This is a genomic window from Nocardia sp. NPDC050413, from assembly GCF_040655475.1.
GTDB classification, from domain to species: Bacteria; Actinomycetota; Actinomycetes; order Mycobacteriales; family Mycobacteriaceae; genus Nocardia; species Nocardia coubleae.
The window spans coordinates 442,433-465,369 of sequence record NZ_JBFAJZ010000004.1 but is presented as its reverse complement, the minus strand read 5'-3'; the positions used below and the strand labels follow the sequence as shown (position 1 = coordinate 465,369).

The 22,937-nt window shown below is 68.6% G+C and carries 24 protein-coding genes; 12 read left to right on the top strand and 12 right to left on the bottom strand.

Annotated features, from left to right (window positions below):
* Window positions 1-91 precede the first annotated feature (91 nt).
* From AB0I19_RS14280 to AB0I19_RS14255, 6 genes are read left to right on the top strand one after another with little or no spacing between them, the layout of a single operon-like run.
* Window positions 92-406 carry a DUF4229 domain-containing protein gene (locus AB0I19_RS14280; RefSeq protein ID WP_067641892.1) on the top strand — a complete coding sequence of 105 codons (315 nt, stop codon included), beginning with the start codon at window positions 92-94 and terminating at the stop codon, window positions 404-406.
* Window positions 403-1,488, top strand: coding sequence for a PLP-dependent cysteine synthase family protein (locus tag AB0I19_RS14275; protein WP_067484984.1), 1,086 nt, complete (start codon window positions 403-405; stop codon window positions 1,486-1,488). The genes AB0I19_RS14280 and AB0I19_RS14275 overlap by 4 nt, the downstream gene beginning before the upstream one ends.
* Window positions 1,489-1,545: 57 nt before the next feature.
* Window positions 1,546-2,088: a dihydrofolate reductase family protein gene (locus tag AB0I19_RS14270; RefSeq protein ID WP_357148510.1), complete on the top strand. Its 543-nt coding sequence runs from the start codon at window positions 1,546-1,548 to the stop codon at window positions 2,086-2,088.
* Window positions 2,089-2,143: 55 nt separating this feature from the next.
* On the top strand, window positions 2,144-2,365 hold the full coding sequence (locus AB0I19_RS14265; RefSeq protein ID WP_067484990.1) for a hypothetical protein: 222 nt from the start codon (window positions 2,144-2,146) through the stop codon (window positions 2,363-2,365).
* Window positions 2,365-2,946 (top strand): Clp protease N-terminal domain-containing protein, encoded by a 582-nt coding sequence (locus AB0I19_RS14260; protein ID WP_357148507.1) that lies wholly within the window; start codon window positions 2,365-2,367, stop codon window positions 2,944-2,946. The genes AB0I19_RS14265 and AB0I19_RS14260 overlap by 1 nt, the downstream gene beginning before the upstream one ends.
* 53 nt (window positions 2,947-2,999) lie before the next feature.
* Window positions 3,000-3,395 (top strand): phage holin family protein, encoded by a 396-nt coding sequence (locus AB0I19_RS14255; protein ID WP_067484995.1) that lies wholly within the window; start codon window positions 3,000-3,002, stop codon window positions 3,393-3,395.
* On the opposite strand, the gene AB0I19_RS14250 is transcribed toward AB0I19_RS14255, so the two are convergent.
* The 5 genes from AB0I19_RS14250 to AB0I19_RS14230 form a co-directional block, all read right to left on the bottom strand.
* The gene (locus AB0I19_RS14250; protein ID WP_357148504.1) at window positions 3,392-4,261 is read right to left on the bottom strand and encodes a 1,4-dihydroxy-2-naphthoate polyprenyltransferase; all 870 of its coding nucleotides are present in this window, start codon (window positions 4,259-4,261) and stop codon (window positions 3,392-3,394) included. The two genes, AB0I19_RS14255 and AB0I19_RS14250, sit on opposite strands and share 4 nt — an antisense overlap.
* Before the next feature lie 22 nt (window positions 4,262-4,283).
* A complete protein-coding gene (locus tag AB0I19_RS14245; protein WP_067641887.1) occupies window positions 4,284-4,748 on the bottom strand; it encodes an SRPBCC family protein in 465 nt (154 codons plus the stop codon).
* 92 nt (window positions 4,749-4,840) lie between these two features.
* Window positions 4,841-5,965 (bottom strand): o-succinylbenzoate--CoA ligase, encoded by a 1,125-nt coding sequence (gene menE / locus AB0I19_RS14240; RefSeq protein ID WP_067485003.1) that lies wholly within the window; start codon window positions 5,963-5,965, stop codon window positions 4,841-4,843.
* 259 nt (window positions 5,966-6,224) lie between these two features.
* On the bottom strand, window positions 6,225-6,617 hold the full coding sequence (locus AB0I19_RS14235) for a VOC family protein (protein ID WP_357148501.1): 393 nt from the start codon (window positions 6,615-6,617) through the stop codon (window positions 6,225-6,227).
* A gap of 13 nt (window positions 6,618-6,630) precedes the next feature.
* The gene (locus AB0I19_RS14230) at window positions 6,631-7,524 is read right to left on the bottom strand and encodes a 1,4-dihydroxy-2-naphthoyl-CoA synthase (protein WP_357148498.1); all 894 of its coding nucleotides are present in this window, start codon (window positions 7,522-7,524) and stop codon (window positions 6,631-6,633) included.
* Window positions 7,525-7,665: 141 nt separating this feature from the next.
* Here AB0I19_RS14230 and AB0I19_RS14225 point away from each other — a divergent pair, with 141 nt between their 5' ends.
* From AB0I19_RS14225 to menD, 3 genes are all read left to right on the top strand, one after another.
* Window positions 7,666-8,112, top strand: a complete 447-nt coding sequence (locus AB0I19_RS14225) for a hypothetical protein (RefSeq protein WP_067485009.1) — start codon at window positions 7,666-7,668, stop codon at window positions 8,110-8,112.
* Window positions 8,113-8,484: 372 nt separating this feature from the next.
* A complete protein-coding gene (locus AB0I19_RS14220; RefSeq protein WP_067485012.1) occupies window positions 8,485-8,769 on the top strand; it encodes a hypothetical protein in 285 nt (94 codons plus the stop codon).
* Between the two features lie 281 nt (window positions 8,770-9,050).
* Complete coding sequence (gene menD, locus AB0I19_RS14215) at window positions 9,051-10,682, top strand: 2-succinyl-5-enolpyruvyl-6-hydroxy-3-cyclohexene-1-carboxylic-acid synthase (protein WP_357148495.1); 1,632 nt, start codon at window positions 9,051-9,053, stop codon at window positions 10,680-10,682.
* On the opposite strand, the gene AB0I19_RS14210 is transcribed toward menD, so the two are convergent.
* Entirely contained in the window at window positions 10,679-10,933 is a 255-nt protein-coding gene (locus AB0I19_RS14210) for a hypothetical protein (protein WP_357148493.1), read from the bottom strand. The genes menD and AB0I19_RS14210 overlap by 4 nt on opposite strands.
* A gap of 135 nt (window positions 10,934-11,068) precedes the next feature.
* Between AB0I19_RS14210 and AB0I19_RS14205 the strand changes: the two genes are divergently transcribed.
* The gene (locus tag AB0I19_RS14205) at window positions 11,069-11,650 is read left to right on the top strand and encodes a TIGR03086 family metal-binding protein (RefSeq protein ID WP_357148490.1); all 582 of its coding nucleotides are present in this window, start codon (window positions 11,069-11,071) and stop codon (window positions 11,648-11,650) included.
* A 100-nt stretch (window positions 11,651-11,750) separates the two neighbouring features.
* Here the strand turns inward: AB0I19_RS14205 and AB0I19_RS14200 are convergent, their stop codons facing one another.
* Window positions 11,751-12,386: a TetR/AcrR family transcriptional regulator C-terminal ligand-binding domain-containing protein gene (locus AB0I19_RS14200; protein WP_357148487.1), complete on the bottom strand. Its 636-nt coding sequence runs from the start codon at window positions 12,384-12,386 to the stop codon at window positions 11,751-11,753.
* A gap of 82 nt (window positions 12,387-12,468) precedes the next feature.
* On the opposite strand from AB0I19_RS14200, the gene AB0I19_RS14195 reads away from it, so the two are divergent.
* Window positions 12,469-13,512, top strand: a complete 1,044-nt coding sequence (locus AB0I19_RS14195) for an aldo/keto reductase (RefSeq protein ID WP_357148484.1) — start codon at window positions 12,469-12,471, stop codon at window positions 13,510-13,512.
* Here the strand turns inward: AB0I19_RS14195 and AB0I19_RS14190 are convergent, their stop codons facing one another.
* From AB0I19_RS14190 to AB0I19_RS14175, 4 genes are all read right to left on the bottom strand, one after another.
* Complete coding sequence (locus tag AB0I19_RS14190) at window positions 13,513-18,330, bottom strand: molybdopterin-dependent oxidoreductase (protein ID WP_357148481.1); 4,818 nt, start codon at window positions 18,328-18,330, stop codon at window positions 13,513-13,515.
* Between the two features lie 273 nt (window positions 18,331-18,603).
* A complete protein-coding gene (locus AB0I19_RS14185) occupies window positions 18,604-19,317 on the bottom strand; it encodes a demethylmenaquinone methyltransferase (protein WP_067641878.1) in 714 nt (237 codons plus the stop codon).
* Window positions 19,318-19,344: 27 nt separating this feature from the next.
* Window positions 19,345-20,487 carry a glycosyltransferase family 1 protein gene (locus AB0I19_RS14180; protein WP_357148478.1) on the bottom strand — a complete coding sequence of 381 codons (1,143 nt, stop codon included), beginning with the start codon at window positions 20,485-20,487 and terminating at the stop codon, window positions 19,345-19,347.
* A 73-nt stretch (window positions 20,488-20,560) separates the two neighbouring features.
* Complete coding sequence (locus AB0I19_RS14175) at window positions 20,561-20,995, bottom strand: DUF3592 domain-containing protein (protein WP_357148475.1); 435 nt, start codon at window positions 20,993-20,995, stop codon at window positions 20,561-20,563.
* A 40-nt stretch (window positions 20,996-21,035) separates the two neighbouring features.
* Here AB0I19_RS14175 and AB0I19_RS14170 point away from each other — a divergent pair, with 40 nt between their 5' ends.
* Window positions 21,036-21,536, top strand: a complete 501-nt coding sequence (locus AB0I19_RS14170) for a DUF2505 domain-containing protein (protein WP_067641876.1) — start codon at window positions 21,036-21,038, stop codon at window positions 21,534-21,536.
* On the opposite strand, the gene AB0I19_RS14165 is transcribed toward AB0I19_RS14170, so the two are convergent.
* Window positions 21,529-22,794 (bottom strand): geranylgeranyl reductase family protein, encoded by a 1,266-nt coding sequence (locus AB0I19_RS14165; protein ID WP_357148474.1) that lies wholly within the window; start codon window positions 22,792-22,794, stop codon window positions 21,529-21,531. The genes AB0I19_RS14170 and AB0I19_RS14165 overlap by 8 nt on opposite strands.
* Window positions 22,795-22,937: the final 143 nt, after the last annotated feature.

Below are 22,937 nucleotides of genomic sequence, written 5' to 3'. Positions count from 1 at the left end.
CCACGTAGTCGAACCACCTACAGTTGGTAAAGGGGAAGTAATAGACAAATGCCGCGAACGGGGCCGCGTGCGCCGGGGTTACCCTGTCAAGGTGAGTGAAGCAACTGGTCAGCAAGGTTCTGCGGGGAAGCGGCTGGCCCGCAACCTTGCCCTCTACACGCTGGCCCGGCTCGGGCTTGTCGTGGTGATCGCCGCGTTGATCGTCGGCGTCGCCAAGCTCATCGGGGTCGAGGTGCCGATCATCGTAGCGGCTCTGTTCGCGCTGATCGTCGCGATGCCGCTGTCGCTGACCCTGTTCAAGAAACTGCGCATGAAGGTGAACGAGGACATCGCCGTCGTCGACGAGCGCCGCCGCCAGGACAAGGCGCAGCTGCGGGCTCGTCTGCGGGGTGACGACGACGCGTGAAGTACCTCGACCGCAGCGCACCGCGTGACTGGGTCGACAACGCGGTGCGGCTGATCGACGCCGACGCCCAGCGTTCCGCCGACACCCACCTGTTGCGCTACCCGCTGCCCGCCGACTGGCCGGTGCAGCTGTACCTCAAGGACGAATCCACCCACATCACGGGCAGTCTCAAGCACCGCCTGGCCAGATCACTGTTCCTGTACGCGATCTGCAACGGCTGGGTCACCGAGGGAACGACGGTGGTCGAGGCGTCGTCGGGGTCGACGGCGGTGAGCGAGGCGTATTTCGCCAAGCTGCTCGGGCTCGATTTCGTGGCGGTGATGCCGGCGAGTACGTCGCCGCAGAAGATCGCGCTGATCGAAGCCCAGGGCGGCCGTTGCCATTTCGTCGAGCGGCCGCCGGAGATGTATTCCGAGGCCAAGCGGTTGGCCGCCGAATCGGGCGGGCACTTCATGGACCAGTTCACCCACGCCGAACGGGCGACGGACTGGCGCGGCAACAACAACATCGCCGAATCCATCTTCCAGCAGCTGGCTTTGGAGCAGCATCCGATCCCGGAGTGGATCGTGGTCGGCGCCGGAACCGGTGGCACGAGCGCGACGATCGGCCGCTACATCCGCTACCGCAGGCACCCCACGCGCCTGGCCGTGGTCGATCCGGAGAACTCCGCGTTCTACGGCGGTTACGAGACCGGCGACGCCGGGTACGAGACCGGAATGCCTTCGCGCATCGAGGGAATCGGCCGCCCGCGGGTGGAGCCGTCGTTCATCGGTCAGGTCGTGGACCGCATGATCGTGGTGCCCGACGCGGCCTCGATCGCGGCCACCCGGCACGCGAGCACCGCCCTCGGCCGCCGTGTCGGTGGCTCGACGGGGACCAATCTGTGGGGCGCGTTCCACCTGGTCGCCGAACTGCTCGCCGCCGGACGCAGCGGCAGTGTCGTCACCCTGCTGTGCGACGGCGGTGACCGTTACGCCGGTACCTACTTCGATGATGCCTGGGTCGAGGGTCAGCGTCTCGACCTGACCGGACCGAGCGCCGTTCTCGCCGAATTCGCCGCGACGGGTCGCTGGACCGGCTGATTTCCCCCACCGAACCTTGACAGTGGATGGCAGGTTTCACTGTCAGGATCGGTGTTCATGACGACGACCTATTACACGGCTTCCAGTCTCGACGGCTACATCGCCGACCCCGACAATTCGCTGGATTGGCTGATGGCGGTAGCCGATGCCGATCCGGCCACCGGGGATGTCGGCGTTTTCCTGGAAGGCGTCGGCGCCATGTGTCTCGGGTCGACCACCTACGAGTGGATGGTGAACAACAACCCGCCCGAGACCTGGCACGACGAGTACGGCGACCTGCCGACCTGGGTGTTCACCCACCGGGAGCTGCCCCGGCTGCCCGACGCGAACGTGCGTTTCGTCGCGGGCGAGGTGGGTCCGGTCCACGAGCAGATGACCGCGGCGGCCGCGGGTCGCGACATCTGGGTGATGGGTGGTGGCGACCTCGCCGGACAGTTCGCCGATGCCGGGCTGCTCGACGAGGTGATCGTCGGCGTCGCACCGGTGACTCTAGGTGGCGGCGCGCCCGTGCTCCCGCGCCGCATTCTGGCCGACCGGCTGCGACTCGTCGAGGTCGAGCGCCTGGGTCAGTTCGCCAAGCTCGTCTACCGATTGCGCTGACATCGATCGTCAATTTTTGTTGACAACATCCGGGTCGTCAATCAAAATTGACAGCATGACCGATGCAACCACGCTCGCCGCCGCGGCGGGTAATCCCGATCCCTCGGTCGGTCTGCGCGCGGTGCTCGCCCTGCGCAGGCTGGCCGACCGGCTCGAAACCATCCAGGTGGCCAACGCCCGCGCCAACGGCTGGTCGTGGCAGGCGATTGCCGACGCGCTCGAGGTGAGCAAGCAAGCGGTGCATCAGAAACACAACCGGAAGGGTGGCACCCGCTGATGTTCGAGAAATTCACCAAAGGCGCCAAGGTGGCCGTTGTCCTGGCTCAGGAAGAAGCCAAGGAGCTGGGCGCCCAGCGAATCGGACCCGAACACGTCCTGCTGGGCGTGCTGACCAACGCCGAGCCACCGCTGCGCGCGGTCCTCGACGCCGACGGCATCACCGCCGAGGGCGTGCGCTCCACACTCGCTGCACGGGCGAACGAAACCCCGCTCGGCGCCGACGACGCGGAGGCGCTGCGCTCTATCGGCATCGACCTCGACGCGGTGCGGGCCAGCGTCATCGAGAACTTCGGCCCGCAGGCCTGGGATCAGGCCGAACCCGAACCCAAGCGCGGGATCTTCGGCCGCGTGAAGGGCGCCAACTGGGGCCACATCCCGTTCTCGGCGCCCGCCAAGAAGTCCCTCGAGCTCGCCCTGCGCGAAGCACTGCGCCGCAAGGACCGCGAGATCGGCACGGCCCACCTGTTGCTCGGCATTCTCTGCAGCGTCGATCCGGCACAGGCCGATCTGCTCGGCGGCAGCGACGGCATCGCGACGCTGCGCGAGGACATCCATCGGATGCTCGACCGCGCCGCCTGAACTTGCCGCGCCGGACACACCGCGATGTCCGATTTCGGGCCTAGCATGGGTCTATGCAGCTAGCCATACGGTTGGTCATCAACGCCATAGCCATCTGGGCCGCGGCGGCGTGGATCGACAAGATCACTATTTCCGTGCCGCCGGAATGGTCCGACGAGTGGGGCAACTGGGGCAAGGCCCTGGTCATCCTCATCGTCGCGATCGTGTTCACCGCCGTGAACGCCGTCATCAAGCCGATCGTGAAACTTCTGTCCCTGCCGTTCGTGATCCTCACGCTCGGCCTGTTCCTGCTGGTGGTGAACGCGGCGATGCTGTGGCTCACCGCCAAGATCACCGAACTCACCGACTACGGTCTGCGGGTCGACGGTTTCTGGGCAGCGGTGCTCGGCGGTGTCATCATCATGCTGGTCAACTGGGTGCTCGGCATCATCGTGCCCGACGGCGACTAGCCGAAACCGACGGCCAGCGCGCTCAGCGCCGACCAGGCCAGCAGCGCCAGCCCGGAATCGCGCAGGGCGGGAATCAGTTCCAGCCCGCCCTTGCCCGTACGCACCGGGGCGTTGGCCCGGACCGCCAGCGGAATCGCGAGCAGTCCGGCCAGCGCCAGCGGTGTGCGCGCGATCAGCGCGAGACTGATGACGAACGGCACGGCCAGCAGCACCAGGTGCAGTGTGCGGGTGCGCGCGTCGCCGAGTTTCACGGCGAGGGTGACCTTCCCGGACTCGGTGTCGGTGGGAATGTCACGCAGGTTGTTGGCGACCAGCACGGCACTGGAGAACGCGCCGACACCGATCGCGAGCAGTAGCCCCACCCAGTCGACCCGCTCCGCCTGCACGAACTGGGTGCCGAGCACGGCGATCAACCCGAAGAACACGAACACCGCGATCTCACCGAAACCGCTGTAGCCGTAGGGCTTGCTGCCACCGGTGTAGAACCAGGCGCCGGCCAGGCACAGCGCGCCGAGGAGCACCAGCCACCAGGCGGTCGTCGCGGCGAGCACGAGCCCGGCGACAGCCCCCACCGCGAGGCTCACCACGGCGGCGGTGCGAACAGCGCTGGGGGAGGCCAGTTTCGACCCGACCAGCCGCAGCGGCCCCACCCGCTCGTCGTCGGTGCCGCGGATTCCGTCGGAGTAGTCGTTGGCGTAGTTCACCCCGACGATCAGGGCGAGCGAAACGACCAGGGCCAGTAGTGCTTTCCACCAGACGGTGCCGTCGATCGAGGCGGCGGCACCGGTGCCCGCTAGGACCGGGGCGATCGCGTTGGGCAGCGTCCGCGGCCGGGCGCCTTCGATCCATTCCGCAGCTGTAGCCATGAATCGAAGCCTAGTCGCGTGTTCAGGACCCGGCTGATTCGGCGACCGTCTTCAATCTCGCCAGGCCCTTGTCGAAGTCCTTGCCGATCATGTTGTCGATCGGGAACACCTTGCCGAGCACACCCATCAGGCCCGAGTGGGTGCCGGTCATCCGCCAGGTCACCTCGGTGCCGCCGGGGACCGGATCGAGGGTGAAGGTGACCGTATTGGTTGCCTTGAACGGTTTCTCGAACTCCAGTTGCACGCCGATCTCGCGCTCGGCATCGGCTTTGATCTCCATCACACCGGCACCGGCCTTGCGGTTGCCGCGCCACGCGTACCGCGCCCCCACACCGGATTCGGGGCCGCTGTAGGTGCGGGCGAGCTGTGGGTCGGAATCCTCCCAGGGCGACCACAGCCGCCACTGCCGGAAGTCGTTGATGAAACCACGGATGCGTGCCGGCTCGGCGGCGATGGTCGCTCGCCTGCTCACCTCGAAGTCGCCCATGAGAGTGAGCCTAGAACCCGGCACCGACAAATTCGCGGCATGCGGTCCGGTGTCATCGCGGCAGGTCGGTACCCACCCGTCGGCCGTGACGACTATCCGGCCAGCAGACGTGCCCGCACGGCCGCGCGATCGGGCTTACCGGGCCCACGCAGCGGAATCTCCTCGAGCACCACGAGTTCCCGCGGCGCCGCGATCGAGTCGAGCTCGGCGACGACGTGCGCCCGGATCTCCTCCAGCGTGGGGGCGGCGCCCGCGTTCGGCACGATCGCAACGGCCACTCGCTGACCGAGCCGTTCGTCGGGCAACCCGAGCACGATGCATTCCCGGATCCCCGGATGAGTGGCCAGCACGGCCTCCACCACCTGTGGGATCACCAGCAGGCCACCGGTCATGATGGCCTCGTCGAGCCGCCCGCTGATCGCGAGCTTGCCGTCTTCGAACGAACCCGCGTCCTCGGTGCGGAACCAGCCGGGTTCGGCGAAGGCGGGGTGGTCGGGCAGGTTGCGGTACCCGCGCGCGATCATCGCGCCGCCGAGCACCACTCGGCCGTCCTCGATGCGTACGCGGGTGCCGTCGAGCGGTACGCCGTCGTACACGCAGCCGCCGCAGGTCTCGCTCATGCCGTAGGTGCGGACCACATTGATCCCGGCATCGCGGGCCCGCTCGTACACCGGTGGCGGGGTGGCCGCGCCGCCGACCAGCACGGCGTCGAGCTCGCTGAGCGCCTTGGCCGCGATCGGCGAGTCCAGCGACTTGATGAGCTGGGTCGGGACGAGCGCGGTGTAGCGGCGCGGCCCGCGCATCGCGCCGACCGCACCGGCCAGCGCCTCCGGCAGGAATCCGCCCGACACGTCGAGCACGGTCGGCTCGGTGCCCGCGAGGATGCTGCGCAACAGCACCTGGATGCCCGCGATGTGATGGGTCGGCAGGGCGAGCAGCCAGCTGCCGGGCCCGCCGAGGCGCGCATGGGTGGCGTTTCCGCTGGCCCGCAGTGCCTCGGCGCCGAGCAACGCGCCCTTGGGGATGCCGGTGGTGCCCGAGGTCGTCACGACGAGCGCGACGTCGTCGTCGATCGGGTCGCCCGGCTTGAGCGCGTCGGAGAGTCGGCGTGCCTCGCGACGATCGGTCGTCGGGATCGGCAGCCACGCCGGTCCGCTGCCGTCGAGGGCTTGCCGCAGATGGGGAAGTACTTCGCCGACACCGGAACCGGTGGGCATCTGCAGCGTCCGAAGGGTTCTGCTCACGCCACCACCTCCGGATACAGCAAGCTGTGCGACCTCACGACTTCGATCGTGTCATGCGGTCGACAGGACCCGGCCAACGGGTCGGTTTGCTCTGCGGGAAAAAGCCAGGCATAGCGTCTGCGATTCAGTAGATGGACAGAACTCGCTGCGCGGTCCGGACGTCGGCGGTCGGGCGCTTGCTCCCAGCCATCGTGCTCGGGCACGCGCGCATCGGCAAATCGGGCGACCCGGCTCACTCCGGCGACCAGCGCTGGTCACGCCGGATGGGATGTTCGGCGGGCACCTCCACCAGCACGATCGGTACGCCGTCGGGGTCGGCCACCCACATCTCCCACAGCCCCCACGGCTCGAGCACGGGTTCACGGACGATGGGAATTCCCTTCAGCGCCAGCTCCGCGGCCGCGTCGGACACGTCGCGCACCTGCAGCCACAGCGCACCGTCGAAGGTGCCCGGCTGCCCGCTGCCACCGTGCGCGGCGACCTCAACCAGCGACTGCCCGGCGAAGAACACCGTGCCGCCGGGGTACTCCCTGGCGATCGCGAGACCGAGCCCGTCGCGGTAGAACGCGAGGGTGGCCGCATAGTGGCTGGGCCGCACGATGATCCGGCTGTTGAGAATTTCCATCGCCCGTCCGTTCTCAGAAGTACCAGGGGTAGGGCGTCCAGTCGGGCTCGCGCTTCTCCAGGAAAGCGTCGCGCCCCTCCACCGCCTCGTCGGTCATGTACGCCAGCCTGGTCGCCTCACCGGCGAACAGCTGCTGACCGACCAGACCGTCGTCGAGCAGGTTGAACGCGTACTTCAGCATGCGCTGAGCCTGTGGCGATTTGCCGTTGATGTCGGCGGTCCACTCCAGCGCCACGTTCTCGAGCTCGTCGTGGTCGACGACCTTGTTCACCGCACCCATCTGATGCATCTCCTCGGCCGTGTACGGCCTGCCGAGGAAGAAGATCTCGCGCGCGAACTTCTGGCCGACCATCTTCGCCAGATACGCGCTGCCGTAACCACCGTCGAACGAACCGACATCGGCGTCGGTCTGCTTGAAGCGCGCGTGCTCGCGCGAGGCCAGCGTCAGGTCGCACACCACGTGCAGGCTGTGCCCGCCACCGGCCGCCCACCCGTTCACCAGGGCGATCACCACCTTGGGCATGAACCGGATCAGCCGCTGCACCTCGAGGATGTGCAACCGGCCCGCGCGCGCCTTGTCGACGGTGTCCGCGGTCTCGCCCTCGGCGTACTGGTAGCCGCTGCGGCCGCGGATGCGCTGGTCGCCGCCGGAACAGAACGCCCAGCCACCGTCTTTCGGGCTCGGCCCGTTGCCGGTGAGCAGCACCGCACCCACGTCCGACGACATGCGCGCGTGGTCGAGCGCGCGATACAGCTCGTCGACGGTGTGCGGGCGGAAGGCGTTGCGCACCTCGGGCCGGTCGAAGGCCACGCGCACGGTGCCCTGTTCGACGTGCCGGTGATAGGTGATGTCGGTCAGGTCTTCGAACCCGGGGACGGGCCGCCACAGCTTCGGATCGAAAGTCACGACACCGATTATTGCCCTACCGCATGGGGCGAGCCTACGAGGCGGTAACACCGCAGGTCGAGCGGTCGCGCGAGCATCGCGCGCGCGGGTGCGTATAGTTGCGCCTGCTCGTTCATCGAACCGATCCGGAGGAACCTGAAAGTGGTTGCAGCACTGTCTGAATCCCTGCTCGACGACGCCAAGCGTCCGGCTTTCCTTGCTGACGCCGTCGAGGTTCTCGACGCCGAGGTCTCGGACAAAGGTGGTGCGTCCGGCCTGGCCGTGAAGGGTGGTTACGCGGCGGTCAAGAAGATCAGCCCCACCATCGTTCCCGACGCGCTGGCCTCGCTGGCGCCGAAGCTGCTCGATCAGCTCCAGCCGTACTGGGCCGAATTCACCGCCTCGGGCACCGGCACCTTCGCCGATCTGCTGAGCGCCAAGTCCGACGAGGTCGCCGAGTCGCTGCTGGCGGTCACCGACGCCCGCGCCGAGGCGTCGACCCGTCCCGCGCTGCAGAAGGTGTACTCCTCGATGCGCGGTTCGGCCAAGAAGCACGTCATCGAGGCGCTGCCGCGCGTCGGCGATCTGGTGCAGAAGCACGCGGGCTGAGTTTCCCGCACACACCGAAGGCCGGTGTGGTTCGTACGCGAACCGCACCGGCCTTTCGCATGTCCTGTGACCACTGTCACCCCGAGGGATTCCCGGGAACCGCCCGCCACGGCCACGCCCGGTCGCGGGTAAATTCCGCCGCCGCGACTGTGAGCGAGATAACCGCGCCGGTAAACGGCGGGAAAATTGCGGGTTGCCGTGAATTATGGAGCGCGCGAGGATGCCGCGAACGATTGGCTACTGCCGACCGGAATCGATTACCGTGCCTCTCGAGCGGTTCGGAAAGAGGAATTGCTTGCTGCGGAAATCGCATCTTCCGCTGGGTACAGATGAAATGACTGCATTGCGCAGGTCGAAAGGAAGTCCGGTCACATGATCTCTCGTAAGGCCCTCGCCGCCACCGGTGCCGCCGCTACCGCCGCCGTCATGTTCTTCGGTCCGGCCGCTATGGCGAACGCTGAGGACAGCGGCTCCGCCAGCGGTTCCGCCGAGCTGCTCGAGCTGTCCACCGGCTCGGCCGGCCTGCTCGAAGGCCCCGCCGCCGGCTCCAGCGTGCTCGAGTCGGGCAGTGGCGCCATCGACGGCCTCACCTCCGCCGTCCTCAACATCGTCGACGCCGTCACCGGCATCAAGGATCTCACCGCTCCCGCCGAGTGAGCTGATCACACCGTCGGCCCTTGTGCCGAAACGAAATCCGGCGACGGGCCACGGCCTCGTCGCCGGATTTCTTTGTCTTGACGACTTGTTTGCGAACCGATGTATCTCGAACTGATAAACATAGTAATAGCTATACCTTTCGGGCCATCGGCAGCTAATTGCCCGGAACCGCCGGTGAATTGGTCTCCGGCACCATGACGGTGCCGGAGGGCTCCGGCGGTGACGTATCCAACGTGGGCCGGAGGCAGACGCGCCCCGCCCCGTCTGACAGGCTGGTGATTGTGAATCCGTCAACTGCGCAGGCACGAGTGGTCGTCGACGAGTTCGTGCGCGGCGGCGTCCGCGAGGTGGTGCTGTGCCCCGGATCGCGCAACGCCCCGCTCGCCTTCGCCCTGCAGGCCGCCGACGCGGCCGGTCGGCTGCGGCTGCACATGCGCATCGACGAGCGCACCGCGGGATTCCTCGCGATCGGCCTTGCGGTGTCGTCGGGGCGGCCCGTCCCGGTGGTGATGACCTCCGGTACCGCCGTCGCCAACCTGGCCCCCGCCGTGCTCGAGGCGAACTACGCGCGGGTGCCGTTGATCGTGGTCAGCGCGAACCGGCCCTACGAGATGCTCGGCACCGGCGCCAACCAGACCGTTGAGCAGCTCGGCCTGTTCGGCAGCCAGGTGCGCGCGACCATCAGCCTCGGACTGGCCGAAGCCGAGGCCGGTGAGGCGAACTACCCGAGGCAGAACAGTGTGTGGCGCTCGGCCGTATGCCGGGTGCTCGCCGCCGCGCGCGGTACCCGCTCCGGCAACGCGGGACCGGTGCAGTTCGACATCCCGCTGCGCGAGCCCCTGGTCCCCGAGCTGTCCGACGACGTGATCCCCGTCGGTCGCGAGGGTGACAAGCCGTGGACGGCCACCCAGTACGCGACCCTCGACGTGCCGCTGGACATCGACCTCACCCCCGACACTGTCGTCATCTCCGGCCACGGTGCCGGTCTGCGCCCCGAGCTCGCGGCGCTGCCGACGGTCGCCGAGCCGACCGCGCCCATGCACGGCCCGGCCCTGCATCCGCTCGCGCTGTCGCTGCTGGCGCCGAAGCAGGCGATCATCACCGGCCGGCCGACGCTGCACCGGCAGGTGTCGCGGGTGCTCGCCGATCCGAACGTCACCGTGTACGCGCTCACCACGGGTCCGCGCTGGCCCGATGTATCCGGCAATGTCGTCGGCACCGGCACGCGCGCGGTCACCACCGGAACCCCGGACCCGGCGTGGCTGGCTCGCTGCGCCGACCTGAACAACCAGGCCGAGGCGGTGGTCCGCGCCGAGCTGGCGAGCCACCCCAAGGCCACCGGCCTGCACGTCGCCGCCGTGGTCATGGACGCGCTGCGCGAGGGCGATCAGCTGCTGCTCGGCGCATCGAATCCGGTGCGTGACGCCGCGTTGGTGTCGAGCCCGCGCCAGGGCGTGCGGGTGCTGTCCAACCGTGGCGTCGCGGGCATCGATGGCACCGTCTCCGGTGCGGTGGGTGCCGCACTCGCCCACCCCGGCCGCACGATCGCCCTCATGGGCGACCTGACCTTCCTGCACGACGCGTCCGGCCTGCTCATCGGCCGCGGCGAACCGCGCCCCGGCAACCTGACCATCGTGGTCGCCAACGACGACGGCGGCGGCATCTTCGAGCTGCTCGAACAGGGCGACCCGCAGTACGCGGGTGTGTTCGAGCGGGTCTTCGGCACACCGCACGGCATGGATCTGGCCGCGCTGTGCGCCGCCTACCGCATTCCGCATCGTGGCGTCGACCCCGCCGAACTCGCGGAGGAGCTCGCCGCCGACGCGCACGGCATGCGGGTGCTCGAGGTGGCCACCGAACGGTCGAGCCTGCGTGAGCTGCACGCCACCGTGCGCGCCAAGATCGCCGGCTAGAGCTCGTCCTCCTCGTCGACGAACGCGTCACCGTCGTCGAGCGGCACTTCGATACTCTGCTCGATCACATCGGCCGGATTGGCCCGGTCGGCGTCCTGATCGACCCGGGCCGCCATCTCCTCGGTGTAGTCGGCGCTGTCGACGAAGGCCGGGTCGTCGGGGGCATCGTCGCGGAAGGCCGACTGCTCCTGTTCCACGCGATCGGCCTCGGGGACCTCGTCCAGCGGGCGGGCGGTGTCGTAGTCGATCATCGGTACTCCTCTGTCGTCGTCGTTGCCTCGGACGGGTGTCGCTGATCGGGTCGTGCGCTGTCCAGAGTGCGCCGTTCGCCGGTTCTCGGCAACCCGCACCGATGATTCCGGCACCGTCGGGTCGTCTCGTTCTGTATGGAGCCGCAATTCGATTTCGCCCCGGCCGCCCGTTCGCTGGCCACCGTCGTCGCCGGGATCACCGATGACCAGTTCACCGCCCCCACCCCGTGCGTCGGCCTCGACGTCCGCGATCTGATCCGCCATGCCGTCGAGCTCACCGAAGCGTTCCGCCAGGCCGCGACCAAGGAGTCCGTCGGTCGGTCCACGCCACCCGGCGTTGTCGACGACGAGCTGTCCGCCGATTGGCGCACCAGGATTCCCGCGCAGCTCGACGCGCTCGTCGAGGCATGGCGGGTGCCCGAGGCCTGGGAGGGTGAGACCGAGGCCGGTGGGGTGGTGATGCCGGCTGCGGCGATGGCGATGGTCGCGCTCGACGAGCTCGTCGTCCATGGGTGGGACCTGGCGGTGTCGACCGGTCAGGTACTCGAGGTCGACTCCGGTCATCTGGAGGTTCTGCTCGATTTTCTGGGGGAGACCGATCCGGAGGGGACGCCCGGGTTGTTCGGGCCGGTCGTCGCTGTCGCCGAGGACGCGCCCGCACTCGACCGGGTGTTGGGGCTCACCGGTCGTGATGCGGGATGGAAGCCTCCGGCCTAGCGCTGCGAGGTGGAAAGCCGCGGACCTGGCGCTGCGGGGTGGAAGTCGCGGGCCTGGCGATGCGGGCCTGCTTTGCCCGACCTCGGGGTCGAAGGTTGTCCTACGACCGTTGATCCGCGTAGGCCGCGTCGACGAAGGTGCCTGCCATCGTCGCCACGGTCGCGGCGCGCGCGGCCCGGTCGGCTGCCTCCCGATCGATCGGATCGCCGCTGGCCAGGAGGCGGTAGTACAGCGGTGCGGAGACCGCTGACAGCACAGCGCGGGCATCCGTACCCTCGGGCGCTTCGCCGCGAGCGACCGCGTCGTGGACGCAGGGCGCCCACTCGTCGAGGCGGGTGTCGTAGAAGGCGTGCAGCGCGTTCGCGGTATCGGCGTCGACGGTAGCGGCGGCGATCACGGCCCGGAACAGGTTGCCTTGGCGTGGGTCGGTGAGGGTCTTGGCGACCAGGCGGGCGTTCGCGGTCAGGTCGTCGAGCAGGGCGCCGGTGTCGGTGCGGGGCAGAGACTGCTCGGCCATATCGATCAGGAGGTCCGCGACCAGGCCCGCGGGTGTACGCCAGCGCCGGTAGACGGTGGTCTTCCCGACGCCCGCCGTCGCGGCGACTTCGGTCAGATCGAGCCCGCCCAAGCCGCGTTCGGCGAGCAAATCGCCGGTCACCTGCAGGACGGCTTCACGAACCCGCGCGGTGCGCCCACCTGGGCGAACGGACCCGGGCCAAGCGATATCGTGCTGCATAACGGAACTCCTGTTTCATTTATGGCGAATCGGGTGTACTGTCCGAAGCGTTAACGAAACTATAGACCCTTTAGGAGTTCTCATGGAGTATCGGCGGCTCGGCGCTTCGGGTCTGCACGTTCCGGCCCTCGGTTTCGGGGCAGGCACCTTCGGCGGGCGTGGTCCCCTGTTCAGCGCGTGGGGCGATACCGACGAGGCCCAGGCCAGGCGGTTGATCGACGTCAGCCTCGAGGCCGGGGTCACCCTGTTCGACACGGCCGATGTCTATTCCGACGGTGCGTCCGAGGAAGTGCTCGGCGCCGCGGTCAAGGGCAGGCGCGACAAGGTGCTGCTGTCCACCAAGTCGGCGCTACCCACCGGGCCCGGCGCCGACGAGGCCGGTGCGGGTCGGGCCAGGCTCATCCGCGCGGTCGATGCGTCGCTGCGCCGCCTCGGCACCGACTATCTCGACCTGTTCCAGCTGCACGCCTTCGACGCGGGCACGCCGCTGTTCGAAACACTCTCGGCGCTGGGTGATCTCGTGCAGGCAGGCAAGATCCGCTATGTCGGTGTCTCCAACTTCGCCGGTTGGGAACTGATGAAAACCCTGGCCACCGCCGAGGCGCACGGACTTCCGAAACCCGTTGCGCACCAGATCTACTACTCGCTCGTCGGGCGCGACTACGAGTGGGAGCTCATGCCGCTCGGCGCCGATCAGGGTGTCGGCGCGGTGGTGTGGAGCCCGCTCGGCTGGGGCCGTCTCACCGGGAAAGTCCGTCGGGGCCAGCCACTTCCGGCGGGCAGTCGACTGCACGACACTGCGCAAGCCGGCCCACCCGTCGACGACGAGCACCTCTACGACATCGTCGACGTGCTCGACACCATCGCCGCCGAGACCGGCCGCAGCGTCCCACAGATCGCCCTGAACTGGCTGCTCACCCGTCCCACCGTCGCCACCGTCCTGATCGGCGCCCGCAACGAGGAACAGCTGCGGCAGAACCTCGGCGCCGTCGGTTGGCAACTCGAGCCCGAGCACCTCGCCGCCCTCGACGCAGCGAGCGCCACCACACCCCCGTACCCCTACTACCCGTACCACCGCTTACCGGACTTCGCCCGGCTCAACCCGCCCGTGGTCCGCACCGCCTGATCAGTACACGTCGCGCACGTAGCGCTTCTCCGCGACCAGTTGCTTCTTGAAAGCCAGCGCGCCCGCTTCGTCGAGCTTGCCGTGGATCCGGGCGATCCGCAGCAGGGTGTCGTCGACATCCTTGGCCATGCGAGCGGCGTCACCGCACACGTAGAAGTGGGCGCCCTCGCACAGCCACGACCACAACTCGGCGCCGTGCTCGATCATCCTGTGCTGCACATAGATCCGCTCGCGCTGATCACGAGAAAAGGCCAGGTCGAGGCGGGTGAGGAAGCCCGAGCGGAACATGTCCTCCAGCTCGGTGCGGTAGTAGAAGTTGTGTGCCGCGTGCTGGTCGCCGAAGAACAACCAGTTGCGCCCGGTCGCGCCGACGGCCCGGCGTTCGTGCAGGAAACCACGGAAAGGAGCGATACCGGTACCGGGGCCGACCATGATCATCGGCACGGTCGGGTCGAGCGGCGGACGGAAATGCGGGGCCCGCTGGAGGAAGATCGGCACCTCGGCACCGGCGCGGTCGGCCAGGAAGGTCGAGCACACCCCGCCTCGGCGCACCGAATCACCCACCGGATCGCCGTAACGCAACACACCTACCGTCAGCTGCACCTCGTCCGGCGTGGTGAGCGGGCTGGACGAAATCGAATACTGGCGCGGCTGCAGCTTTTTCAGTGCACCGAGCCAGTCGACCAGGTCGGTGCGCACCGGGAAGTCCCGCAGTACGTCCACGGCTTGGCGGTCCCACAGGTAGCTCGCCAACTCGTTGCGGTTGTCCCGGCGCAGCAGTTTGGCCAGCTGCGGGTGCGGATTCCGTTCGGCGATGAATCCGAGCAGATCGTTGCTCACCTTGGTGATGTCGTAATGCGTGCGCAGGGCGTCGGCGAGCGGCAGCTCCCGCCCGTCGACCTCGACCGCGCGTCGTCCGTCGAGGCCGGTAGCCGCGAGCCACTCCGCCACGAGGTCATCACAGTTTGTCGGCAGCACACCCAAGGAATCGCCCACCTCGTAGGTGGCATCGAGGTTGTGGAGGTCGAAGCCGAAGCGGCGCACCTCTTTCGGTGATCCCGGCGCGCTCAGCACTTCGTTGCGCATGAGGGTGGCGAGTACGGGGGACTGACGGGTGAAGGGTGCGGCGGGTGCTCGCCGCGAAGGTGTGGTCTGCGGGCGATCGAGGACGGAGGCGCCGCCTCGACCGCTCGGTCGGCTCGCGGCCTGCGCGGGATAAGGCTGGGGCGCGGCCCCCTGCATGGCGGAGTGCTGGGTCGTCGTCGTGAATCCAGGGGGCCATGTCCCTGTTGGGACAGGTCCGGATCCCGGCATGGCAGGGGCCGTCGACCCGGGTAGGGCCGTGCCGAAGTGGTTGCCTGCGCCGGCCGAGGGGGAACCGACGAGTGGCGCTGCGGGCGGGAAAGTGGTTGCGGGCGGGACGGAGCCGAATCGGGGCGTGCCCGCGGTTGAGGGGATGCCGGTCAGTGCAGATCCGGCTGAACTCGTGCCGAATGTTGTGGGAGTGCCAACCGGTGAACCAACGTCGGACGGTGAACCGACGCCGGACGGCGAACCGGGGCCGGACGCCGACGAACCGGGGCCGGACGGTGACGAATCGGGTGACGTGTCGAGGTTCGGGGCGAGGGCGGCGAGGACATCGGTGAGCCACTGGTCGGCGGCGTCGTCGAAATCGGGTTCGCTGTCGACGCGGGGGAGTAGGCGGTGGGCGCCGCGCGCGGCGAGAAGGGTGTCGAGGGTGCGGCCGTGGCCGCAGAAGTCGTCGTAGGAGGAGTCGCCGAGGGCGAAGACCGCGTAGCGGATACGAGGCAGGCGCAGCGCGGTGTCCTCGAGCCGGGCGAGGAAGTCGGCGCCGTTGTCCGGCGGACCACCGTCACCGAAGGTGCTGGTGACGACGAGAACATCACCTTCCAGCGCGGTGGGCTCGCAGGAGTCCATGTCGAGCAGCTTGGGGGCGAACCCGCCATCGGCGAGCCGCGTGGCTACCGAGGCGGCCAGCTCCTCCGCGTTCCCGGTCTGCGAGGCCCACAGCACCGTCACAGTTGTGGATAACGCACCACCCGCTCCCGGCTCGGCTCCGCCCGCCGAGACACCTACGGCACCCGGTCGGCCGAGAACCGCATCGCCGGTGGGTCCGCTGTCGGCTACCGCACCGCCTGAGCTGAAGTCCCCGAAGGGAGGGTTACCGAACGGCTGCCCACCGACCGGCATTCCGGTGCCAGGGCTGCCGGCGGATTCACCGGCAGGGCCGGGACCCCGGGAGTACATGCCGGCCAGCATGCCGTCGATCCACAAGCGGGCCTGCGGTGACAGCGGGGCGGTGGCAGGCAGCACGGGCTGACCGGACACCGGAAGAGATTGCAGCGCAGCGAGATACCCACCGAGATAGATGCGCTCGGCCTCGCTGAGTAACGGCGAGATCCCCGCATCGAGCCCGAGCATCACAGCCAACGGATGCGGACCACCGTGACCGGACCCCGGCACCGCCGGGCTCTCCGAGCCGAACTGAACCGATTGACCGGTGTCGGCTGACGGCCGGCCAGTGTGCGCGGTCGGCGGTGCGGATTGCCCGGCCTGCATGGCGTGTCGGGGCAGTTGGCCCGCCTGTGGGGAACCGTGCTGCATCGGAACCCCGGCCGAGGATTCCGGCGCCGGACCGACACGGCGCAGCGCCACGGCACAGGCCTTGAACTCCGGTTGCAGGGAGGTGGGGTCGACGGCGTCGTTGGTGACGGCGTTGATCGTCAGGTATTCGCCCTGTTCGTCATTCCAGTGGAAAGGAGCGAAGCAGTCGCCGGGACGGACCCGGTCGCTGATGCGGACCGGGAGAACGGCTCGCCCACGGCGGGAGGCGATTTCGAGCTGATCGCCAGGTTTCAGGTCGAGGCGGGCGGCGTCGTCGGGGTGCACCTCGACGAACGGTTCCGGGTTGAGTTTGGTCAGTTTGGTGACCTTGCCGGTCTTGGTCATGGTGTGCCACTGATGTTGCAGCCGACCGGTATTGAGCAGGAAGGGGTAGTCGTCATCAGGAAGTTCAGCAGCGGGCAGGTGGGGGCGTGGGAAGAACACCGCGCGCCTGCTCGGCGTGGCAAAGGCCAGCGTGGGGGTGTGACCGTCGGCGTCGACGTGCAGCGGCTGGTGGATGCCGTCGTTGCGGTAGCGGATCGGGTTGCGTGGGCTGTCGCCGTCGTTGCACGGCCACTGCATCGGGCCCTCACGCAGGCGGTCGTAACTCATACCGCTCAGGTCGTATCCGGTGGCGGGATTGGTGAACCGGCGCAGTTCGTCGAAAACCTCGGCGCTGGAGGCGAAGTCGAAGCCGGGGAAACCCATGGCGGTGGCCACCTGGGCGATGAGCAGCCAGTCGGGCCTGGCTTCGCCGACCGGGTCGACGGAGCGGCGCAGCAGGGTGACGTTGCGTTCCGAATTCACCATCACCGCATCGCTTTCCGCCCACAGCGTGGCGGGCAGCAGCAGATCGGCATAGGAGTTGGTCGCGGTCTCGGTGTAGGCGTCCTGCACGACCACCAGTTCCGCAGCCTCGAGCCCGGCGATCACCGTCTTCCGGTTGGCCACGGTGGCAACGGGATTGGTGCAGATGATCCACGCCGCCTTGATCTCACCGTCGGCGAGACCGGCGAACATGTCGATGGTTCCCGGCCCCGCTTCGGTGCGCAGCGTGCCCGCGGGCAGGTCCCACGCGGTCTCGACGAAGGTACGGTCGGCGGGGGAGAGCAGGCTGCGCTGACCGGGCAGCCCCGGCCCCATGTAACCCATCTCGCGCCCGCCCATCGCGTTGGGCTGGCCGGTCAACGAGAACGGCCCACTGCCGGGTCGGCAGATCGCACCGGTGGCCAGGTGCAGGTTGATCAGGGCATTGGTGTTCCAGGTGCCGTGCGTGGACTGGTTGAGCCCCATCGTCCACAGCGACATCCACTCGCCCGCCTCGGCGATCATGGTCGCCGCGGTCCTGATGTCGGCTTCGGCCAGCCCGGTGAGTTCGGCGACCCGCTCCGGCGGGTAGTCGGCGAGGAACTCGGGCATCGCCTCCCAGCCCTCGGTGTGTTCGGCGATGAAGTCGGTGTCGATGGCGCCGTCGGCGACGAGCAGGTGCAGCAGGCCGTTGAGCAGGGCGAGGTCGGTGCCCGGCGCGATCTGCAGGAACAGGTCGGCGCGCGCGGCAGTTTCGGTGCGCCGCGGGTCGACCACGATCAGTTTGGCGCCGGCTTTGAGCCGGTCGGCCATGCGAAGGAACAGGATCGGATGGCAGTCGGCCATGTTCGCGCCGGTGACGAAGAACAGGTCGGCGTGCTCGAAGTCGTCGTAGGAACCGGGGGGCCCGTCGGCGCCGAGCGACTGCTTGTAGCCGGTGCCGGCACTGGCCATGCACAGCCGCGAGTTGGCTTCGAGGTGTTTGGTGCGCAGGTACCCCTTGGCGAGTTTGGTCGCCAGGTATTGGGCTTCCAGCGACATCTGCCCGGACACGTAGAGCGCGATGGCGTCGGGCCCGTGTTCGTCGAGGATCGCGCGCAGCCGGTCGGCGGTTTCGCGCACCGCGTCGTCCACGGGCAGCGCGACAGGGGCCTGTCCACGTTCGGGGCGGTGGTAGGCGGTGCTCATCCGGCCGGGCGCCGCCATCATCTCCGCGTGCGTGGCGCCCTTGGTGCAGAGCCGACCCGCGTTCGCGGGGTGCAGTTTGTCGCCGCTCACCTTGGCGATCACCGGTGCGCCGGACTGGTCGATCGTGGTCCGGACGGAGATGCCGCAGCCGACGCCGCAGTACGAGCACTGCGTGCGCACAGAGTCGTCGCCGGTCATGCGCGTCCCCCTCGGCATGCTCGGGCGCCCTGCGTGGTGACGCGGGTAGGCGTGTCCGGGCGCTGACCTGTCATGGCACCGATCATCCGCACCGGGCGTTGCGCTCGATTTAACGAACGTTATGTCCAGGTGACAATCGACCTCACCGGTCGAAATCCCGGCTGTGAGGTTGCCACCGAAATATAGTCCCTGATCAGGGGATCTTTCGAGGTTTGCCGCAGATCCGAGCGGGGACTCGACGTGACCGGACTCACCCGGCGAAATCAGCCCAGGTCAGCCCATTTTGTAGCCGCGATGCAGCGCGACGACACCGCCGGTGAGGTCACGCCACTGCACCGAGTCCCAGCCCGCGTCGGCGATGCGCCTGGCCAGCCTGCGCTGGTTCGGCCACGCCCGGATCGACTCGGCCAGGTACACGTAGGCATCCGGGTTGGAGCTCACCGCGCGCGCCACCCGGGGCAACGCCTTCATGAGGTACTCCATGTAGACGGTGCGGAACGGCCCGAACACCGGGGTCGAGAACTCACACACCACGAGCCGGCCGCCCGGCTTGGTGACGCGCAGCATCTCGCGCAACGCCAGGTCGATATCGGCCACATTGCGCAAACCGAAGGAGATGGTCACCGCATCGAACGAGTCGTCGGCGAACGGCAGCGCCATCGCGTCGCCCGCCACCATCGGCACCTGCCGGAACCGGCCCGCGGCGAGCATGCCCTGGGAGAAGTCGGCGGCCACACACCAGGCGCCGGACTTGCCGAGTTCCACGGTGGACACACCGGTGCCTGCGGCCAGGTCGAGCACCCGCTCACCGGGGCGAAGGGCGAGCGCGCGTCGTGTCGCCCACCGCCAGTACCGGTCCTGACCACCGGAGATGACCGTGTTGGTGAGGTCGTAGCGTTTCGCCACACCGTCGAACATCGACGCGACCTCGTGGGGTTGCTTGTCCAGCGAAGCCCGAATCGGTTCCCGCTGCTCTGTTGTCGCCACGATTCGAGCTTATCCGCCCGCTCGCGGCTAGGCCGAGCGCGGCAACCGCTGCCGCATCCCGGTGACGTCGGCGTAGTGGCCCATCAGTTCGGTGCAGATGGCGGGCCAGGTGCGGTGCAGCACCGACTTGCGTGCCGCCGCCGCGAACCGGGCCCGCTGGTCGGCGTCGCGTAGCGCCGACACCGCGCTCGGCAGCAGCTCGGCGAACCGGTCAACCGGCAGGAGATAACCGTTGCGGCAGTGCGCGATCAGGTCGCGCGGGCCGCCGGCGTCCGGCCCGATCACCGGCACCCCCGACGACAACGCTTCCTGCACACCCTGACAGAACGTCTCGTGCTCGCCCGGATGCACCATCACATCGAGGCTGGCGTAATGGGTGGCCAGTTCGGACCCGCCCAGTTCGCCGGTGAACACCGCGCGCGGCATCAGCCTGCTCAGCCGCGCCCGCTCCGGCCCGTCACCGACCACGACGAGCTGAATGGAGGGGTCATCGGCGAGCGCGGCCAACCGGTCCACGTGCTTCTCCGGCGCGAGCCTGCCGACGAACCCGACCACCAGCCGCTCGCTCGATCCCAGCCAGCTCGCCCGCAGTTCGGCGCTGCGTGCGGCCGGGTTGAACCGGTCGATATCGACGCCGCGCCCCCACCGGTGCACCCGGGGAATTCCGTGTTCGGCCAGGTCGGCCGCGGCGGCCGACGACGGGGCGAGCGTGCGCGTGGCTCCCTCGTGGATCCGGCGCGTCCACGCCCAGGCCGCCCGCGCCGCCAGTCCGAGCCCGTAGCTCTTGGCGAAACCGGCCACATCGGTCTGGTACACCGCGATCGAGGGCAGGTCGAGGCGGGTGGCGGCGGCGAGCCCGCCCGCGCCCAGCAGAAATGGCGAGGCCAAATGCACCACGTCCGGGTCGAACTCGGCGATCGCGGCGGTGATCCCGGGTTGTGGCAGGCCGACGGGCAGCGAACTCACCTTCGGCACCATCATCGCGGGCACCCGATGCACCGGGAACCGGCCGTGCAGGCGCGGGGCGGGCGGTGCGCCGCGCAGCGTATCGGGCGCCACGATCATGGCATCGTGCCCGTGCTGGTCCAGGTGATCGAGCACCCGGAGCACGGAATTGACGACGCCGTTCATGTTCGGCAGGAAAGACTCCGAGACGATGGCTACGCGCACACTCCAAGAGTGACCGCCACACCGCGCGCCACGCCCACACCGACGTGAAGCCGGGGCGAACAGCAGGGGAAAGTTACCGCCGTCTGCGTCGCACGAGCCACAGGGCGGGCAGCGCGAGCGCCCACACCACCACGATCACCGACGCGGCGGGCACTATCGCCACCCGCGCGTCGCGTCCGGCCACCCGGACCAGGTCGGGGTCGCGGGTGCTGTACTCCACGTTGATGCGCTGACCGGCGGTGAGATTGGTGGGATAGAGGATCCCGACCTTCGGATTGTGGGTGACGCTGTCGGGCGTCACATACATCACCGCCGAACGCAGCCGCCCCGCCGAGAGCACCTCACCGGAGGTGACCCCACGGTTGTGCTCGATCTCGTAATCGTTGCGCCACGCCGCGAGTACCAGCAGCACCATGAGCACGCTGATCACCGTCGCGGTACCGAGGATTCCGGTACGAACCCGCCGCAGGCGATCGGAGTACCTATCCGACTGGCTGGTTTCCGACACCACGCCACCCTAACGGTGGGCTGCACTAGCGTGTGCCACCATGTCCCGAAAATTCAGCTTCACCGTGCCTTATGCCGTCCCGGTCGAAGATCTTCACCGGGCACTCGTCGACGACGCGATCTGGCAGGAGCGGTTCGCCGCCGCCGAGACCGCGACGCTGGAACTCTCCCATCCCGACGGACCGGATTCGATCCGCATCGAGATGACCGAAACACCCGGCCGGGACAAGGTTCCCGCGCTGGTCCGCAAGGTTCTCAAGAGCGATCTCGTGCTCGCCCGCACCGATGTCTGGCAGCCGCTGGACGGCGAGGTCGCCAAGGGCAGCTTCACCGGGCGCACCGGCGGCATCACCACCGAGATGTCGGGCACCTACGAGCTGCGTCCCACCGCCGAGGGCAGCGAGATCGAGGTCGTCGGCACCGTCACCGTCAAGGTGCCACTGGTCGGCGGCGCCATCGAGCCGCTTGCCGAACAACTGCACCAGCGCGTCCTCAACAGCGAACGCAAGTTCATCGAGGGCTGGTTCGCGAAGCTCAGCTGAACGGCGCCAGTTCGTCGGCGCGTAGGGAAGCGCGACCGGCCGTTCGCCACAGGCGGGCGGTCAGGTCGTCGTCCTCGTCGGTCACCAGGTTGCCCATCACGCGAACGGCGGTGCGCTGCAAGTACTTCGAGCGCATCACCGGCGGGCCGCCGAGGGGGACCATCTTCGGGTGCGTGGCCAGCCCGGCCAGCCTGCGCGCCACGGAGAACGTGCGCCCGTAGCGCTCGCGCAGCAGTTGCGGCCACACCCGCGTCAGGTCCGGTTCGTCGAGCAGGTCGGCGAGCAGATGACCACCTTCGAGGCCGTAGTCGATGCCTTCGCCGTTGAGCGGATTCACGCAGCCCGCGGCGTCACCGACCAGCACCCAGTTGCGTCCGGCCACATTCGACACGGCCCCGCCCATCGGCAGCAGCGCCGAGGCCACCGCGCGCAGTTCGCCCTCGAACTCCCATTCCTCGCGGCGCAGCCGGGTGTAGTGCTCGAGCAGCGGTTTCAGCGCGATATGCGACGGCCGTGCCTCGGTGGCCAGCGAACCGACACCGATATTCACCTCACCGTTGCCGAGCGGGAAGATCCAGCCGTAGCCGGGGACCAGCTGGTCGTCGGCATTGCGCAATTCCAGGTGCGAGGAGATCCACTGGTCGTCGCTGCGGCCGGAGGTGATGTAGGCGCGGGCGGCGGTGCCGTAGGCGTAGCGGCGATGCCATGTGCGGCCGAGCTGTTTGCCGACGGGGGAGCGAACTCCGTCGGCGACGACGAGCACCCGGCAGTTCACGGTGTGCGTGGTGTCGCCGATACGCACGGTCACCCCGGTGACCCGGTCGCCGTCGCGCAGCACCTCGGTGACCTTCGCGCCGTCGACCATCCGGGCACCGGACTTGATCGCCGTCTCCCGCAACGTGTTGTCGAGTTCGGTTCGCGGAACGGCACTTCCGTAGGTGGGGAACGACCCGCCCGGCCAGGGCAGCAGTGCCTCACGCCCGAATCCGGCCATCCGCAAACCATGGTTCACCGTGTGCGCACGCAACCACTCGCCGAGCCCGAGATGTTCCAATTCGGCGGTGGCGCGCGGGGTGAGACCGTCACCGCAGGTCTTGTCGCGCGGGAAGACGGCCGAATCGAGCAGCAGCACATCGCGTCCGGCGCGGGCCGCCCACGCCGCCGAGGCGGAACCCGCAGGTCCGGCCCCCACCACGAGCACCTCTACGGTGTCGGGCAGCGTCGCGTGGTCGGCGGGGACGACATCCGGTGAACCCATGGCTCAATACTGGCACCTCGCGCGGTTGTGCGAGAGTGTCGGGTACACCGGGAAATCTCACGTGTGACGGGGTTCATCGGCTGTAGCGCAGGAACACGCTAGGTTGCTACCCGTCGGGGTCGGACGCATCGCTGGGAGAAACT

Excerpts from the sequence above, each read along its gene's own strand:
- AB0I19_RS14270 (WP_357148510.1), top strand. The coding sequence starts at position 1,546 with ATGACGACGACCTATTACACGGCTTCCAGTCTCGACGGCTACATCGCC.
- AB0I19_RS14265 (WP_067484990.1), top strand. The coding sequence starts at position 2,144 with ATGACCGATGCAACCACGCTCGCCGCCGCGGCGGGTAATCCCGATCCC.
- AB0I19_RS14260 (WP_357148507.1), top strand. The coding sequence starts at position 2,365 with ATGTTCGAGAAATTCACCAAAGGCGCCAAGGTGGCCGTTGTCCTGGCT.
- AB0I19_RS14255 (WP_067484995.1), top strand. The coding sequence starts at position 3,000 with ATGCAGCTAGCCATACGGTTGGTCATCAACGCCATAGCCATCTGGGCC.
- AB0I19_RS14250 (WP_357148504.1), bottom strand. The coding sequence starts at position 4,261 with ATGGCTACAGCTGCGGAATGGATCGAAGGCGCCCGGCCGCGGACGCTG.
- AB0I19_RS14245 (WP_067641887.1), bottom strand. The coding sequence starts at position 4,748 with ATGGGCGACTTCGAGGTGAGCAGGCGAGCGACCATCGCCGCCGAGCCG.
- menE (WP_067485003.1), bottom strand. The coding sequence starts at position 5,965 with ATGCCCACCGGTTCCGGTGTCGGCGAAGTACTTCCCCATCTGCGGCAA.
- AB0I19_RS14235 (WP_357148501.1), bottom strand. The coding sequence starts at position 6,617 with ATGGAAATTCTCAACAGCCGGATCATCGTGCGGCCCAGCCACTATGCG.
- AB0I19_RS14220 (WP_067485012.1), top strand. The coding sequence starts at position 8,485 with ATGATCTCTCGTAAGGCCCTCGCCGCCACCGGTGCCGCCGCTACCGCC.
- AB0I19_RS14210 (WP_357148493.1), bottom strand. The coding sequence starts at position 10,933 with ATGATCGACTACGACACCGCCCGCCCGCTGGACGAGGTCCCCGAGGCC.
- AB0I19_RS14205 (WP_357148490.1), top strand. The coding sequence starts at position 11,069 with ATGGAGCCGCAATTCGATTTCGCCCCGGCCGCCCGTTCGCTGGCCACC.
- AB0I19_RS14200 (WP_357148487.1), bottom strand. The coding sequence starts at position 12,386 with ATGCAGCACGATATCGCTTGGCCCGGGTCCGTTCGCCCAGGTGGGCGC.
- AB0I19_RS14195 (WP_357148484.1), top strand. The coding sequence starts at position 12,469 with ATGGAGTATCGGCGGCTCGGCGCTTCGGGTCTGCACGTTCCGGCCCTC.
- AB0I19_RS14190 (WP_357148481.1), bottom strand. The coding sequence starts at position 18,330 with ATGACCGGCGACGACTCTGTGCGCACGCAGTGCTCGTACTGCGGCGTC.
- AB0I19_RS14170 (WP_067641876.1), top strand. The coding sequence starts at position 21,036 with ATGTCCCGAAAATTCAGCTTCACCGTGCCTTATGCCGTCCCGGTCGAA.
- AB0I19_RS14165 (WP_357148474.1), bottom strand. The coding sequence starts at position 22,794 with ATGGGTTCACCGGATGTCGTCCCCGCCGACCACGCGACGCTGCCCGAC.